This window comes from Synechococcus sp. TAK9802, from assembly GCF_014279535.1.
GTDB lineage: Bacteria > Cyanobacteriota > Cyanobacteriia > PCC-6307 > Cyanobiaceae > Parasynechococcus.
This window is the reverse complement of sequence record NZ_CP047937.1, coordinates 2,033,728-2,047,882: the sequence shown is the minus strand read 5'-3', so window position 1 is coordinate 2,047,882 and position 14,155 is coordinate 2,033,728. Positions and strand designations below refer to the sequence as shown.

The window sequence follows — 14,155 nt, the reverse complement described above, 5'->3', positions numbered from 1 at the left end:
TATCTGAGTTGGCTCAGGCCGCCAGGTTGCGGAAGCGGGTGAACTGCGGCTCGAACAGCAGCTTCACCGTGCCCACCGGACCGTTGCGGTGCTTGGTCACGATCACTTCGGTGATGCCGCGGTCCGGTGTTTCCGGGTTGTAGTACTCGTCGCGGTAGATCATCAGCACCAGGTCGGCGTCCTGCTCAATCGAGCCCGATTCCCGCAGGTCGCTCAGCATCGGTCGCTTGTTGGTGCGTGCCTCCACACCCCGGCTCAGCTGGGAGAGGGCAATCACCGGCACATTCAGTTCCCGGGCCATTTGCTTCAGGCCCCGGGTGATGCGCGACAGCTCCTGCACCCGGTTGTCGGACCCTGAGCCTTCCATCAGCTGCAGGTAGTCGATCATCACCAGCCCCAGCTCCTTGCCCTGTTCGGCCATCAGCCGCCGGCAGAGCGAGCGCATCTCCAGCACGCCGGAGTTGGGTTTGTCATCGATGAAGATCGGCAGTTGCCCCAGGCTGTTGATGCCCTGGCCCAGCAGCGGCCATTCCTCCTGCTGCAGGCGGCCGGTGCGCAGGCGGCCCGCTTCGATGCCCACCTCCATCGAGAGCAGGCGGTAGGTGAGCTGCTCCTTGCTCATCTCCAGGGAGAACAGGCACACCGGCAGGTCGTGCAGCTGGGCCACGTTCTTGGCCAGGTTCAGCACGATCGAGGTTTTGCCCATGGCCGGCCGGCCCGCCACGATGATCAGGTCGCTGCGCTGCAGGCCCTGGGTCATCGCATCCAGGTCGTAGAAGTTCACCGGGATGCCGGCCACCGAGGTGCCCAGCGAGCGGCTTTCGATCTCCTCAAAGGTTTGGGTGAGGATTTCGGCGGTGGGGGTGAGCCCCTTGGAGGGTTTCTCCTGGCTGATGGCGAAGATCTTTTGTTCTGCCTGGTCCAGCACCTGCTCCATCGGCAGGCTCTGATCAAAGCCCAGCTGGATCACTTCGTTGCCGGAGCGGATCAGCTGGCGGCGCAGGAACTTGTCCATCACCAGCCGGGCCACCTGCTCGATCGAGGCGGTGGACGGCACCCGCTCCACTAGCTCCACCAGTCGGTTGTTGCCGCCCACCTTCTCGAGGGCGCCGGTGTCGGCCAGCCAGGCGCTCATGGCGGTGAGATCCGTCGGCTTGCCCTGGCCGTGCAGCATCAGGGCGGTGCGGAAGATCTCCCGGTGGGCGTTCAGATAAAACGCTTCCGGCTGCAGCACATCGGCCACACGCCCGATTGCATCGGGATCCAGCAGGATGCCGCCCAGCACCGCTTCCTCCGCCTCCAGGTTCTGGGGCGGAAGCGAATCGGGCAGAGCCTCGAAATTGGGCTCATCGTCGCGGCCTTTGCCAAAACCACGGCGTCCCCCATCGTTGTTCTCTGGTAGGGGGACGCTCACCATGGCGGCAGGGCGTGAAGCGAAGGGATCACACTCTGGCTCGAATGAGCCGTTTGAGTGTCAATTGACAGCGATCAGTAGCCGACCACTTCCAGGTTGATCTCAGCGGTGACTTCGCTGTGCAGCTTCACCGTCACGGTGTACTTGCCGGTGCGGTGGATCTCAGGCACCACGATGTCGCGGCGGTCGATCTCCTTCTTGGTGGCGGTTTGGATGGCTTCTGCCACGTCACCGTTGGTGACGGTGCCGAACAGCACGTTGTCTTCACCGGTCTGCTTCTTCACGGTGAAGCGACCAATGGTGGAGAGGGCGGTCTTGAAGTCGAGGGCTTCCTGCTTCAGAGCGGCCTGACGCTCAGCTTCCTTGGCCCGGCGGTGCTCCACCTGCTTCATCACCGCAGGGGTGAGGGGCACAGCTTTGCCGAAGGGCAGCAGGAAGTTGCGGGCATAACCCGGAGCCACTTCCACCAGGTCTCCGTCCTTGCCGAGGCTGAGGACGTCCTCATTCAGAACGACTTGTACACGCTTAGGCATGGGACCGGTATGAAGGATGGAGACGGGTGCGATCGACCACGTTACGACGTGGCCGGTTGTTGAAAGTTGCTTTGAGCCTCAGGAGGCTCCGGGGACGTAGCGGGCCGTGCGGATCCGGCTGGCCAGTCCGAGGAGCTTGAGCAGGCGCACGTGCTGCCAGGTGAGATCGAACTCGAACCAGCGCAAACCGTGGCGTGCACTCGCCGGATGGGCGTGGTGGTTGTTGTGCCAACCCTCACCGAATGAGAGCAGTGCCACCCACCAGCAGTTGCGGGAGAGGTCAGGGCAATCGAAATTGCGGTACCCGAAGGCGTGGGTGGCGGAGTTCACCAGCCAAGTCACGTGGTACACGACCACGAGGCGCAGAGGAATGGCCCACAGCACCAGGCCAAGGCCACCGCCGTGAACCTGGGAGACTTCACCGAACCAGTAGAGCCCAAGGCCCAGGGGGATCTGCAGCAGCAGGAACCAGCGGTCGAGCCAGCGGTAGAAGGGGTCGCACTGCAGGTCGCCGGCGTAGCGGTCGAGTTCCTTCAGGGCCGGGATGTCGTGCAGCATCCATTCGCTGTGGGCCCACCACAGGCCACGGCCAGCGTCGTGGTGATCCGTGGGCTGATCCGAAAAACGGTGGTGATGGCGGTGCAGACCCACCCATTCGATCGGGCCGCTCTGGCAGGCCAGGGTGCCCATCAGCACCAGGATGCGCTCAACCCACACCGGCACCACCAGGCTGCGGTGCGCCACCAGACGGTGCAGGCCCAGGGTGACGCCCAGGACCGTCATCCAATAGAGAACGCCAAAGGCCACAACGCCCTGCCAGCTCCAGAAGCGCGGCAGCAGCGCCACGGTGGCGAGCACGTGCATCACCAGCATGAAGCTGGTGGTTCCCATCTTGAATTTGCGCTGACGCGCGGGCAGTCGGTCACGCGGTGCCATCACCGCGGCCCGCTGCCGAAGCTCGCGGGTGTCAGCTGTTTGCGAGGAAACCAAGCGGATTCTCCTTGGATTGACAAAGCCGCTCAGACAGGAAAACCAGGGAGCGGATGGTGCCGTTAGTGACAGAAATCTAAAGGAGTTGCCGCATCGCAGCGGCTCCCCGCGTTGTGAATTCTGGTGTTAGCCAGGGTTTAGGAAGGCATGACATCCGTCAGGCAAGTGGTGATCAGTGCGTTTGCAGAGGACCTGATCAACGCGGTGGCGCGGGAGCAGGCCGACCTGGCTGCAGCGAGGACGGCGGCGGTGGAGCAACGCCTGCAGCGTGTGTTGGAGGCCCTGGCGGCGGAGCGCGTTGGCACCCAGCACTTTGCGTCGCTCACCGGTTACGGCCACGGGGATCAGGGGCGCGAGGTGGTGGATCGGGTTTTTGCCCAGGTGCTGGGGGCCGAAGCCGCCGCGGTGCGCCTGCAATTCGTCAGCGGCACCCACGCCATCGCCGCTGCACTGTTCGGCGTGCTGCGGCCCGGGGATCGTCTGCTTTCGATCACGGGTCGTCCCTACGACACCCTTGAGGAGGTGATCGGTCTGCGCGGCAAGGGCCAGGGTTCCCTGGCGGAATTCGGGGTTGCCTACGACGAAATCGATCTGCAGCCGAATGGGGCGGTGGATGAGGCGGCCTTGAACCAGGCCCTGGAGCAGCCCTGCCGGATGGTGCTGATCCAGCGCAGTTGCGGCTACAGCTGGCGTCCGTCGGTCACGGTTGAGCAGATCGCCGGGCTGTGTGAGCGCATCCATGCCCGCCAGCCCGACTGCGTTGTGTTTGTCGACAACTGTTACGGCGAGTTGGTGCAGGAGCAGGAACCGACGGCGGTTGGGGCGGATCTGATCGCTGGATCGTTGATCAAGAATCTTGGCGGCACCATCGCCCCCACCGGCGGCTACATCGCGGGACGGGCCGATCTGGTGGAGCAGGCCTGCTGCCGGCTCACGGCGCCGGGCATCGGCAGTGAGGGCGGCACGGGATTTGACCTGCAGCGGCTGGTGCTGCAGGGGCTTTTCCTGGCACCGCAGATGGTGTCGGAGGCCTTGATTGGCGCCGATCTGGTGGCGGGGGTGTTTGAGCGGCTGGGATTTCCCGTGAATCCAGCGCCCGGTGCCGTGCGAAGCGATTTGATTCAGGCGGTGCGGCTGGGCAGTCCCGATGCCCTCAAGGTGGTGTGCCGTGCCTTCCAAGCGATGTCGCCGATCGGGGCCTATCTCGATCCAGTGCCGGCCTCGATGCCGGGCTATGCCTCGGATCTGGTGATGGCCGGGGGGACCTTCATCGATGGTTCCACCAGTGAATTTTCGGCCGATGCGCCGCTGCGGGAACCGTTCAACCTCTATGTGCAGGGCGGCACCCATCGCGCCCACATCCGCCTGGCCCTCTCCCGTGCGTTGTGTGACCTCAATGCGGCAGGACTGATCAATCTCCCGCAGACTGGGTCCACCTGAAACTGCCTCGATGGCGTTCGCGTTCCCCGACTCCTTTCGCTTCGCCGACAGCCACGAGTACGCCAATGCCGATGGCGAGCTGGTTCGGGTGGGCATCAGTGCCTTCGCCGTTGATCAGCTGGGCGACATCGTGTTCGTGGATCTGCCGGATGTGGGCGCCAGCCTGGCGAAGGGCACCAGCTTTGGCTCGGTGGAGTCGGTGAAGGCCGTGGAAGACATGTATGCACCGATTGCCGGTGAGGTGGTGCAACGCAATGAAGCGGTGCTTGCCAGTCCGGAGGAACTGCAGAACGACCCCCACGGTGAGGGCTGGCTGCTGGTGCTGCGTCCGTCGGATCCCTCCGAGCTCGACAGCCTGATGACCGCCGAGGCCTACGGCGCCAAGGTCAACGCCGGCTGACATCAACGCTGGCTCGCATCAGCGCCGGGGCTTCGCTCTTACGATCGACCGGCGGGATGTGCATTCGACGTTGACTTCTCCTTTTGCGCAGCGGCACATCGGCCCGAGTGAGGCGGAACAGCTCCTCATGCTCAATGCCCTGGGCTACAGCGATCTGCAGGAGTTCATCGCTGATGTCGTGCCCGCCGACATCCTTGATCACAAGCCGCCTGTTGAGGCCTTGCCCGAGGGTTGCGGGGAGGCGGAGGCGCTCCAGCAGCTGAAGCAGTTGAGCGAAACCAACACGCTGCGTCGTTCCCTGATCGGGCTGGGTTACTACGGCACGGCAACCCCGGCTCTGATCCAGCGCCACGTTTTTGAGAATCCGGCCTGGTACACCGCCTATACCCCCTACCAGGCGGAAATCGCCCAGGGTCGTCTGGAGGCCCTGCTCAACTTTCAAACCCTTATCAGTGAGCTCACGGGCTTGCCGATCGCCAACGCCTCGCTGCTTGATGAAGCCACCGCCGCTGCGGAGGCGATGAGCCTCAGCTTCGGGGTGTGCCGTCGCCCTGAGGCGACACGGTTCCTGGTGGACGCCAATGTTCTGCCTCAGACCTGGGCAGTGCTGCAGACCCGCGCCGAACCCCTCGGCATCAGCCTTGAGCGGGTCAACCCGGCCACGGCGCCGATCGATGCGTCGGTGTTTGGTGTACTGCTGCAGTTGCCAGGTGCCGATGGATGCCTCTGGGATCCATCCGCCGTGATCGAAGCGGCCCATGCCGCCGGTGCCTTGGTCACCGTGGCGATCGACCCCCTGGCGCAGACCCTGATGGCGCCCGTGGGATCCCTCGGGGCCGACATTGCTGTGGGCAGCGCCCAACGCCTGGGGGTGCCGATGGGATTTGGTGGCCCTCATGCGGCTTTCTTCGCCACCGTTGAGGCCTATAAGCGCCAGATCCCTGGTCGTCTTGTGGGGCAATCCAAGGATGCGGAAGGCCGTTCGGCCCTGCGCTTAGCGCTGCAAACCCGTGAGCAGCACATCCGTCGCGACAAGGCCACCAGCAACATCTGCACGGCCCAGGTGCTGCTGGCCGTGATGGCCTCGTTTTATGCGGTGCACCATGGCCCTGATGGTCTGCAGGCCATCGCCCAGCGCATCACTGGCCTGCGCAGCCAGTTGGAACAGGGCCTGCGGGCCCTGGGTTATCCGCTGGAGCTGGCCGACCGATTCGACACCGTCACTGTGCACTGTGCGTCGGCACCGGCTGTGCACCGCGCTGCCGCAACGGCTGGTTTCAATCTGCGGGTGCTGCCCGATGGTGCAGCGCCGGCGGACGCCACCGGATTCGGCATCAGCCTCGATGAGCTCTCGGATCAACAGGAGCTGCAAGCCCTGCTCGCACTGCTGGCGGAGGCCTGCGGTCAGGCCACCCCGCAGTTCGAGGCTGAGCAGCCCCCGTCCCTTTCCCTGCCGCAGCGCAGCCAGCCCTGGCTGAGCCAGCCGGTTTTTCATCAGTACCGCAGCGAATCAGAGCTGTTGCGCTATATCCAGCGGTTGGTGAGCCGTGATCTCTCGCTGGTGCACGGGATGATTCCGTTGGGCAGTTGCACCATGAAGCTCAACGCCGCCGCCGAGCTGCAGCCGGTGAGCTGGCCTGCGTTTGCGGCCTTGCATCCCTTTGCCCCAGCCGATCAGGCCAAGGGCTATCGACGTCTGGCCGACGATCTGGAGCAATGGCTGGCTGCCCTGACCGGTTTTGCTGCCGTGTCGTTGCAGCCCAATGCCGGTTCCCAGGGGGAATACGCAGGGCTGCTGGTGATTCGCGCCTGGCACCGCTCCCGCGGTGAAGCCCATCGCGACATCTGTCTGATCCCCACCAGCGCCCACGGCACCAACCCCGCCAGTGCCGTGATGGCCGGCCTCAAGGTGGTGGCTGTCGCCTGTGATGACGAGGGCAACATCGATCAGCAGGATCTGGCGGCGAAGGCGGCCGAGCACGCCGACCGGCTGGCGGCGCTGATGGTCACCTACCCCTCCACCCACGGCGTGTTTGAAACCGGCATCCGTGAGATCTGCGCGGTGGTGCATCGGCACGGGGGCCAGGTGTACCTCGATGGGGCCAACCTCAATGCCCAGGTGGGGCTGTGCCGTCCTGGTGCCTTCGGTGCCGATGTCTGCCACCTGAACTTGCACAAGACCTTCTGCATCCCCCATGGGGGCGGTGGCCCTGGCGTGGGGCCCATTGGTGTGGCGGCGCATCTGGCCCCCTTCCTGCCGGGCCATCCCTTGCAGGCCGGTGTCGCATCGGCCATCGGTCCGGTGTCCGCAGCAGCGCTCGGCAGCGCCAGCATCCTGCCGATCAGCTGGATGTACCTGCGGATGATGGGGGCGGAAGCCCTGCGGCAGGCCAGTGCAGTAGCGCTGTTGTCGGCCAACTACCTCGCCCATCGGCTCGACGCCTCGTACCCCGTGCTGTTTCGCGGCAGCACCGGGCGGGTGGCCCACGAATGCATCCTCGACCTCCGCCCGCTCAAACGGGATGCGGGGATCGATGTGGATGACATCGCCAAGCGTTTGATGGACTACGGCTTCCATGCACCCACCGTCAGCTGGCCGGTGGCCGGCACGGTGATGGTGGAGCCCACCGAAAGCGAAAGCCTGGCGGAGTTGAATCGTTTCGCCGATGCCCTGGTGGCGATCCGCGAGGAGATTCGCGCCATTGAAGCCGGCACCAACGACCCTCAGAACAACCCGCTCAAGCGTGCTCCTCACACCCTCGCTGCCGTCATAGCGGATGACTGGGATCGTCCCTACAGCCGTCAGCAGGCCGCCTTCCCGATGGAGGGGCAACAGGAGAGCAAGATTTGGCCCGCTGTGGCACGGATTGATAACGCCTTTGGTGATCGCAACCTGGTTTGCACCTGTCCTTCGGTGGAAGCGGTGGCTGTGGCGGCTTGAAGCCCTGGTGCAAGGGGTTCAGAGCGTGTAAATTTTCACTGAAAGTGGAAAAATTGGTTTGATTCCGTTCATCGCCCTTGCGAGTTCGGTCAAACTGTTCGACAACTGATTCGTCTGTCGGGGGACACCATGGATCGGGACAACAACAAGAAATCTGCGCTCAGCAGCGTTGAAGGGCCTGCCCTTCCTCAACTTCCTGAGGGTCTGGAATCGGCCTTCAATCGTGGCCATACCTTGTCAATTGAAGGAACCAATGTGATTCGGGTTCCCTTTGGCACGCGCCGTTCCCGTCGCAGCCGCCCCGAGCGGCCCGATCACTGGGCCACCCTGGTGATTCCTTTTCAACCGGTGGGCGATCCCACTCCACCGCCGGCAGCGGCCTGAGTTCAGGCCACGCCGATCTCTGATTCTTCCTGGGCCAGACGCCAGTCCAGCAGGGCTTTGACGTCGGCCAATGAGCAGGTTGGTGTGCGGAAGGGCAGCAAACGCATCGGGCTGCGTTCCGGCCTCACCAGCCAGCTCCGGTTGGTTTGAGGCATCAAAAGAAAGCCGCGGTACCGAACCGAGGCCTCCTGACCGTTCATGAATCCCATCGCTCTAGGGATTGTTTGGAGGTGACCCCGTCATTTCAGGGCACAAGATCTGGTGTCTCCCACTTGCACCAGATCTTTTCCGGATTGCTTCACGCCAGGGCAAACAGCAGCACGTCGGTGCGTTCACCGAGGCCGATCAGCTCGCTTTGTGTTGCTGCGTCCTGGATCAGGCCCACCCCATCGCCCCGCCGAAGCGACTGCTTCTGGGAGCCTTCACTGTTGAGCGTCAGCTCCCCATCAATCACCTGAAGCCAGAGCCATCGCTCCTCGGCGGCGGGCAATGGCAACTTCTGTTGGCGTTGCGGTTGGGCACGCCAGAGGCGCACGGGACGTTCGATGGCCATCGCATCGCCGGTGGCGTCGGGCTCAATCAGGGGCGTCCAGCCCTCGCCGATGGCGAAGGGTTTCTGCTCGTAGGCGGGCTGGATGCCCAGCTGTGCTGGCTCAATCCAGATCTGCAGGAGCCTGCAGGGCGCGCTGGTCTGGTTGATTTCGCTGTGAACGATGCCGCTGCCGGCACTCATCCGTTGCACCTCGCCGGCATGCAGCACCGCGCTGTTGCCCATCGAGTCGGCATGGCTCAGGGCCCCCTCCACCATCACCGTGATGATTTCCATGTCCCGGTGGGGGTGCATGCCGAACCCCTGGCCTGCAGCAATGGTGTCGTCGTTGATCACCCGCAAGGGGCCGAAGCCCATCCAGTTCGGATCCTGATGGCTGCCGAAGCTGAAGCTGTGCCAGGAATCGAGCCAGTCCAGCTGGCTGTGGAAGCGCTCGTCTGCAGGTCGCAGGATCACGGTTGACGTGGTGTCGTGTTGACCTGTTGGCGGGGCCATCCGGCACATCGAGGTGTTCAGAGTTGGAGGGGTTGCATCTGCAGAAGCCGCTGCACCAGGTCGTTGATGCTGTCGTCCTGGGCTGGTTTGGTGTGGTTGCTCAGCAGCTGACGCCCCACCACCTGGGCCCCGAGGTGGGTGAGCTGGATGCGCAGCGACACCAGCAGTTCCATGCCGCCACCGCCGGAGAAGGTGGCCATGGCGATTGGCCGCCCGTTGAACAGGGATCGGAAGTCGTCGTCGGTCACCGAGAGCCAGGCAATGGTATTGGTGAGCGACGGAGGAATCGAGCCGTTGTATTCCGGGGCGCAGATCACCCAGCGTGGGGTTGCGTGCAGCTGGTCGTGCAGGGCGACAAGGTCAGGGCCCGCCCCTGCTGCTTGGACCTGTGGCGTGAACAGGGGCAGGTCGAGCTGAGTGAGATCGATCAGTTCGGCGCTGGCATTCTGAGCTGCGGCGGCCTGCACGAAGCGTTCCGCCAGCTTGCGGTTTTCGCCATTGCTCGCCGTCAGAACGATGAGGTCGGAGGACATGGAGACGAAGGCTCTTGATGGAATCGTGCAAGGGCGTCAGGCCGTTTTCAATTCGGCTTCGCGGTGAGGAATAAAGCTGGCTTTGCGGGCGCCGCAGATCGGGCAGTGCCAATCGTCGGTAATCGCCTCAAACGGCGTGCCTGGGGCGATGCCGGAATCAGGATCCCCCTCGGCGGGGTCGTAGATCATCGAGCACACCTTGCAGATCCACTTGCCCGGGATCGGTTGATCGGACTGGCCTGCGGTGCCCTTGCCTTGCAGGGCCTCAAGGGCAACGCCATAGGTTTCGGCGTAATGCTGCTCGATCGGGGTCAGCAGGCCGAAGTTCTTGGCGGCGGTGCGGAACAGGCCCGCATGCTCCTTGGATTCGCTGCTTTGCTCGGCGAATTCCGCTGCTGCTCTGCTGTCCCGGTCCTGCCGGGCCTGGGCGGCGAACTCCGGATACATCGTTGTGTACTCGTAGGTTTCGCCTTCAATCGCCAGCTCCAGGCAGCGGCTCAGGATGGCCTGCTTCTACTCGTCGCTGAGCTGCTCGGGATCGTTCACCACCAATTCGGGGTGCAGCAGGCGGAAGTGGGCGAAGGCGTGTTCCGTTTCCTGCGCTGCGGTGTCTCGAAACAACGTGGCCAGGTCCTTGTGGCCCAGCTGTTTGGCCACCTCTGAAAAGAACAGGTATTTGCGGTTGGCCATGCTCTCGCCACCGAAAGCGGCCTCGAGATTGGCGTGGGTGGAAGGCTTGGAAAGGTCCATCGATGGCGCCGGGGATCGTTCCATCAGCCTAGCCCTAACTCATAGTGAGTATGAGTTAGTAGGAAGTTCGGTTTGCCGGCTCAGGCTGCCGGCTCAGTAGTTGGCGCCGCTGCGGCGTTGGTGCACGGCGGTGCTGCCCTCCGCATCCAGCACTCCGCCGTGATCCACTTCGGCATAGATCAGCCAGTGGTCCCCGCATTCCATCCGCTGGCTCACCTTGCCGTCCAGCCAGGCCAGAGCATCCGGCAGCAAGGGCTGTTCGGCGGGGCTGGTGTCCAGCTCGAGGCCTGCAAAGCGATCGGCACCGGGTTCGAACGGTTGCAGGAACTGCTTCATCAGGGCGGTTTCGCGGCCTTCGGCCAGCACGTTCAAGGCGAAGCGATCGCCCTTGTGCAGCAGCGCTTCCACGGCACGGTCCTTGGCCACGGCCACGGTGATGCCGGGGGGATTGAAGCTGGCCTGGCTCACCCAGCTGGCCACCATGGCGCCGCTCAGCTCCGCTTTGCGGGTGGTGAGCACGCAGAGGGAGCCAATCACACGGCCCAGGGCCAGCACCGCTGGATCGCTGCGGCTTTCGCTCAAGCCCCCCGCACTGCGCCGTTGCGCCCGTTTCTGGCTCTGCAGCAGCTGGCGGGCGAAACGGGTGCCGGTTTCCTCCAGCTCCTTCACCCGGGCGGCATCCGGACTGAACTTCACCCGGATCGGCTCGAAGCCAAAGCTGAAGCCGCCATCCCGTAGCTTCGTTTCCAGCAGGTCCACCGCCTCACCGCTCCAGCCGAAGCTGCCGAACACCCCCACGGGCTTGCTGCGATCCCCCTCCGCCAACAGGGTTCCAAGGGCCGACACGATCGGTGTGGGGGCATGGCCCCCCAGGGTGGGTGAGCCGATCAACACCGCGTCGGCCTGCTGGATCGTGCTCACCAGTTCATCGGCAGGGGTGAATTCGCAGTTCAAGCTGTTCACCCGGATGCCGGTGCGGCTGACCCCGCGGGCCAGGGCATCGGCAATGGCTGCGGTATTGCCGTAGGCGCTGGCAAACAGCAACGCCACCGTCAGGCTGGCGTTCTGCTGGCCTTCGCCCCAGCGGCGGTAGTCATTCAGCAGGCTGCGCCAACTGGCTTCGATGGCCGGGCCATGGCCCGGCGCAATGGTGCGGATGTCGAGTTCTTCGAGCCGTTCCACCAGGGCATCCACCTGACGGGCCATGGGGGCCATCAGGCAGTCGTAGAAGTGCCGGCGTTCTTCTTCAGTGCTGCTGCGGTTGCTTTCGGCCCAGCTGTCCGTGCAGAGGTGGGCACTGAAGAACTTGTCGCTCATCAGCAGTCCCAGGCTTTCCTCGAAGGCCAGCAATCCGCCGGGCCAGCGGGGGGTTGGGGCCGGCAGCAGCATCAAGCTGCGCTGATGGCTGAGCGGAAGCGTCTGCTCCTGGCGGATCACCCGCAGGGGCGGCAGATCGGGCAGTGGTGGTTGCTCGCTTGTCTCACCGGGAGGGGCCGGCTTGCGCTGGCTCCACAGCTCCTCGATCAGCTTGGCGCCGGGGTTGGAGACGATCAGTTCCAGGCTGGCGTAGGCCTCCGCTAGATCCCGCAGCAGGGCAACGCGGTTGGGGTTGACGTGGCCCACCACCACCAGCAGCGGTGCGTCGCTGCTGGGCAGGGCTTCGGCCAGCACCGGCAGAAAGGCCGTGCTGTAGGCCACCCCCGGGGGGTGGACCAGCACGGCAGGGGCGCCGTCACCAGCCTCAAACAACACACTGTTGGCGGTGCTGCCCCGCTCCAGGGCGTATTCCAGTTCAAAGCGGTGCCGTTGAGGGCTCAGACCGCGCAGACCAACGACCCCATCGTCGATCGGCAGCTGGATCGTGCGACGCGAGGTTGCGGTGCTGGTCACGCTCATCAGTAGTGGTTCCCCACTTTGCGGTGGTGCACCGCCGTGCTGGCCTCTGCATCGGCCACATTGCCCTGCTCCACCACGGCATAGATGATCCAGTGATCGGGGCCCTCCATCCGTTGCTCTACCCGGCAGCCCAGAAAAGCCAGGGCATCAGCGAGCACCGGGCCGCCATCGGCGGTTCCCTCCAGCACGTCCACCCCAGCGAAACGATCGGCACCGGGGGGGAAGCGCTTGAGGAAATGGCGCATCAGTTGTTGATGATTGTCCTGCCGTAGAACGTTCAGCACGAAGCGGTCGCCCACCTGCATCAGGGCTTCGATCGCACGGTCTTTGGCGACGGCGATGGTGAGGCCCGGTGGGGTGAAGCTGGCCTGGCTCACCCAGCTGGCCACCATGGCGCTGCGGCGTTGCGATTCGCCCTCCCCCTGGCTGGCGGTCACCACATAAAGGCCACCGCTGATGCGACCCAGGGCCTTGTCGAGGTCGCCATCGAGGCTTTTCATCGCCGCGATTGTCTTTTCTTTGGTCAGCAGCTGGCCGAGGTCGGTGCCCGACTCCTCACAGCGTTGGTAGTCGCTGCCCTGGGGCAGCTGTTTGATCCGCAATGGGCTGAAGGCTTGCTTCTGCCCCTGGCTGCGCAGTTGATCGGCGACGGCGTCGATCGGTTCATCGTTGCCGCCGAAGGCGTCGTACACCCCCACCAGTTGTTTGGGATGCAGGGCCGCCAGCAGGGTTCCGATCGAGGCCTGGAGATCCGGTTCCGGTTCCGCGGGCCAGGTCGGCACCACAACAGCCTTGGCATCGCCGAGCAGGGCAGTGAGTTCCTGGGGGTCGGTGGCCCGCAGGTCCACCAACTGCACCTGGGCATCGGCCTTGCCGATGCCGTGGGCAATGGCCTGGCTGATCCGATCGGAGAAGCCGTACTGGCTCAGATAACAAACGGCGGCATAGCTCTCGCCTTTGCTGCGCTGGCCGCTCCACTCGCGGTAGTCGCTGATCCAGTGGCTGAGGTGATGCCGCAACAGCGGTCCGTGGCCCACCGCGATGGTGTTGATCTCCGGCAGGCCATCCATGCGCTTGAGGGCCTGCAGCACGCTGCGGGCATTGGGGCCCATTAGGCAGTCGTAATAGAAGCGGAAATCAGGGGCGATGGTGCCGGGATCGGCGTCGAAGACGTCGTCAGAGCAGTAATGCAGACCGAAGGCATCGCAGGTGTAGAGGATGCCGGTGCCGTGATCGAAGGAAAAGATCGTGTCCGGCCAGTGCAGGTTCGGAGCACTGAGGAATTCGAAGCGGTGCTGGATGCCGCTCTCGGGGTTGGTGCCGAGATCCAATTCCTCGCCCGACTTCACCGCACGGGATTTGAACGGCCTGTGCACCTGGTCCTTGAGGAACTGCAGGGCCACCTTCGATCCCACGATTTCGATCTCAGGATTGAGATCGATCAGGTCACCGATCAATCCGGAGTGGTCGGGTTCGGTGTGGCTCACGATCAACACATCGATCGCAGTTGGATCGATCTGCTGCTTGAGCAGGGGGATCCAGATGTCGCGGAACTTGGCGTGGCTGGTGTCGATCAGGGCGGTGCGTTCCCCCCGCACCAGGAAGGCGTTGTAGGTGGTGCCGTTGCGCAGGCCGAATTCAATGTCGAAGCGGCTGCGGTCCCAGTCGAGGGAGCGGATCGTGGTGGTGTCGGCGGCGATGGCCTCGCACTGCAGCGACAGCTTCGGAGCAGCGGGAGCAACGACCATGAAACCGACCGTGACGGAAGTCGACTCTACGGAGATTCAGCGGGGCAAAGCGGCGGAGACTGGTATCAACTGCAATCTTGT

At 64.1% G+C, this 14,155-nt stretch carries 12 protein-coding genes and 1 pseudogene; 4 read left to right on the top strand and 9 right to left on the bottom strand.

The window, feature by feature from the left end:
- Positions 1–13: 13 nt before the first annotated feature.
- The 3 genes from dnaB to SynTAK9802_RS11730 all read right to left on the bottom strand — a co-directional run bounded on the left by dnaB (position 14) and on the right by SynTAK9802_RS11730 (position 2,883).
- Positions 14–1,417 carry a replicative DNA helicase gene (gene dnaB, locus SynTAK9802_RS11740; RefSeq protein WP_115081281.1) on the bottom strand — a complete coding sequence of 468 codons (1,404 nt, stop codon included), beginning with the start codon at positions 1,415–1,417 and terminating at the stop codon, positions 14–16.
- A gap of 71 nt (positions 1,418–1,488) precedes the next feature.
- The gene (rplI, locus tag SynTAK9802_RS11735; protein WP_186496423.1) at positions 1,489–1,947 is read right to left on the bottom strand and encodes a 50S ribosomal protein L9; all 459 of its coding nucleotides are present in this window, start codon (positions 1,945–1,947) and stop codon (positions 1,489–1,491) included.
- A 78-nt stretch (positions 1,948–2,025) separates the two neighbouring features.
- The gene (locus SynTAK9802_RS11730; RefSeq protein WP_370586398.1) at positions 2,026–2,883 is read right to left on the bottom strand and encodes an acyl-CoA desaturase; all 858 of its coding nucleotides are present in this window, start codon (positions 2,881–2,883) and stop codon (positions 2,026–2,028) included.
- Between the two features lie 201 nt (positions 2,884–3,084).
- Between SynTAK9802_RS11730 and SynTAK9802_RS11725 the strand changes: the two genes are divergently transcribed.
- The 4 genes from SynTAK9802_RS11725 to SynTAK9802_RS11710 all read left to right on the top strand — a co-directional run bounded on the left by SynTAK9802_RS11725 (position 3,085) and on the right by SynTAK9802_RS11710 (position 8,102).
- Positions 3,085–4,377 (top strand): methionine gamma-lyase family protein, encoded by a 1,293-nt coding sequence (locus SynTAK9802_RS11725; protein WP_186496418.1) that lies wholly within the window; start codon positions 3,085–3,087, stop codon positions 4,375–4,377.
- A 10-nt stretch (positions 4,378–4,387) separates the two neighbouring features.
- A complete protein-coding gene (gene gcvH, locus SynTAK9802_RS11720) occupies positions 4,388–4,777 on the top strand; it encodes a glycine cleavage system protein GcvH (RefSeq protein WP_115081278.1) in 390 nt (129 codons plus the stop codon).
- A gap of 70 nt (positions 4,778–4,847) precedes the next feature.
- Positions 4,848–7,718 carry an aminomethyl-transferring glycine dehydrogenase gene (gcvP, locus tag SynTAK9802_RS11715; RefSeq protein WP_186496416.1) on the top strand — a complete coding sequence of 957 codons (2,871 nt, stop codon included), beginning with the start codon at positions 4,848–4,850 and terminating at the stop codon, positions 7,716–7,718.
- Between the two features lie 129 nt (positions 7,719–7,847).
- A complete protein-coding gene (locus SynTAK9802_RS11710) occupies positions 7,848–8,102 on the top strand; it encodes a hypothetical protein (protein ID WP_011365460.1) in 255 nt (84 codons plus the stop codon).
- Positions 8,103–8,104: 2 nt separating this feature from the next.
- Here SynTAK9802_RS11710 and SynTAK9802_RS11705 read toward each other — a convergent pair whose 3' ends face one another.
- The 6 genes and pseudogenes from SynTAK9802_RS11705 to SynTAK9802_RS11675 all read right to left on the bottom strand — a co-directional run bounded on the left by SynTAK9802_RS11705 (position 8,105) and on the right by SynTAK9802_RS11675 (position 14,074).
- A complete protein-coding gene (locus SynTAK9802_RS11705) occupies positions 8,105–8,311 on the bottom strand; it encodes a hypothetical protein (protein WP_011365459.1) in 207 nt (68 codons plus the stop codon).
- An 89-nt stretch (positions 8,312–8,400) separates the two neighbouring features.
- The gene (locus tag SynTAK9802_RS11700; protein ID WP_186496414.1) at positions 8,401–9,156 is read right to left on the bottom strand and encodes a pirin-like bicupin family protein; all 756 of its coding nucleotides are present in this window, start codon (positions 9,154–9,156) and stop codon (positions 8,401–8,403) included.
- A gap of 8 nt (positions 9,157–9,164) precedes the next feature.
- Positions 9,165–9,680 (bottom strand): NADPH-dependent FMN reductase, encoded by a 516-nt coding sequence (locus tag SynTAK9802_RS11695; protein WP_186496412.1) that lies wholly within the window; start codon positions 9,678–9,680, stop codon positions 9,165–9,167.
- 36 nt (positions 9,681–9,716) lie between these two features.
- A pseudogene (locus SynTAK9802_RS12730) lies at positions 9,717–10,430 on the bottom strand (rubrerythrin family protein).
- A gap of 93 nt (positions 10,431–10,523) precedes the next feature.
- Complete coding sequence (locus SynTAK9802_RS11680; protein WP_186496408.1) at positions 10,524–12,326, bottom strand: diflavin flavoprotein; 1,803 nt, start codon at positions 12,324–12,326, stop codon at positions 10,524–10,526.
- Positions 12,326–14,074: a diflavin flavoprotein gene (locus SynTAK9802_RS11675; protein ID WP_186496406.1), complete on the bottom strand. Its 1,749-nt coding sequence runs from the start codon at positions 14,072–14,074 to the stop codon at positions 12,326–12,328. The genes SynTAK9802_RS11680 and SynTAK9802_RS11675 overlap by 1 nt, the downstream gene beginning before the upstream one ends.
- Between the last annotated feature and the right edge of the window lie 81 nt (positions 14,075–14,155).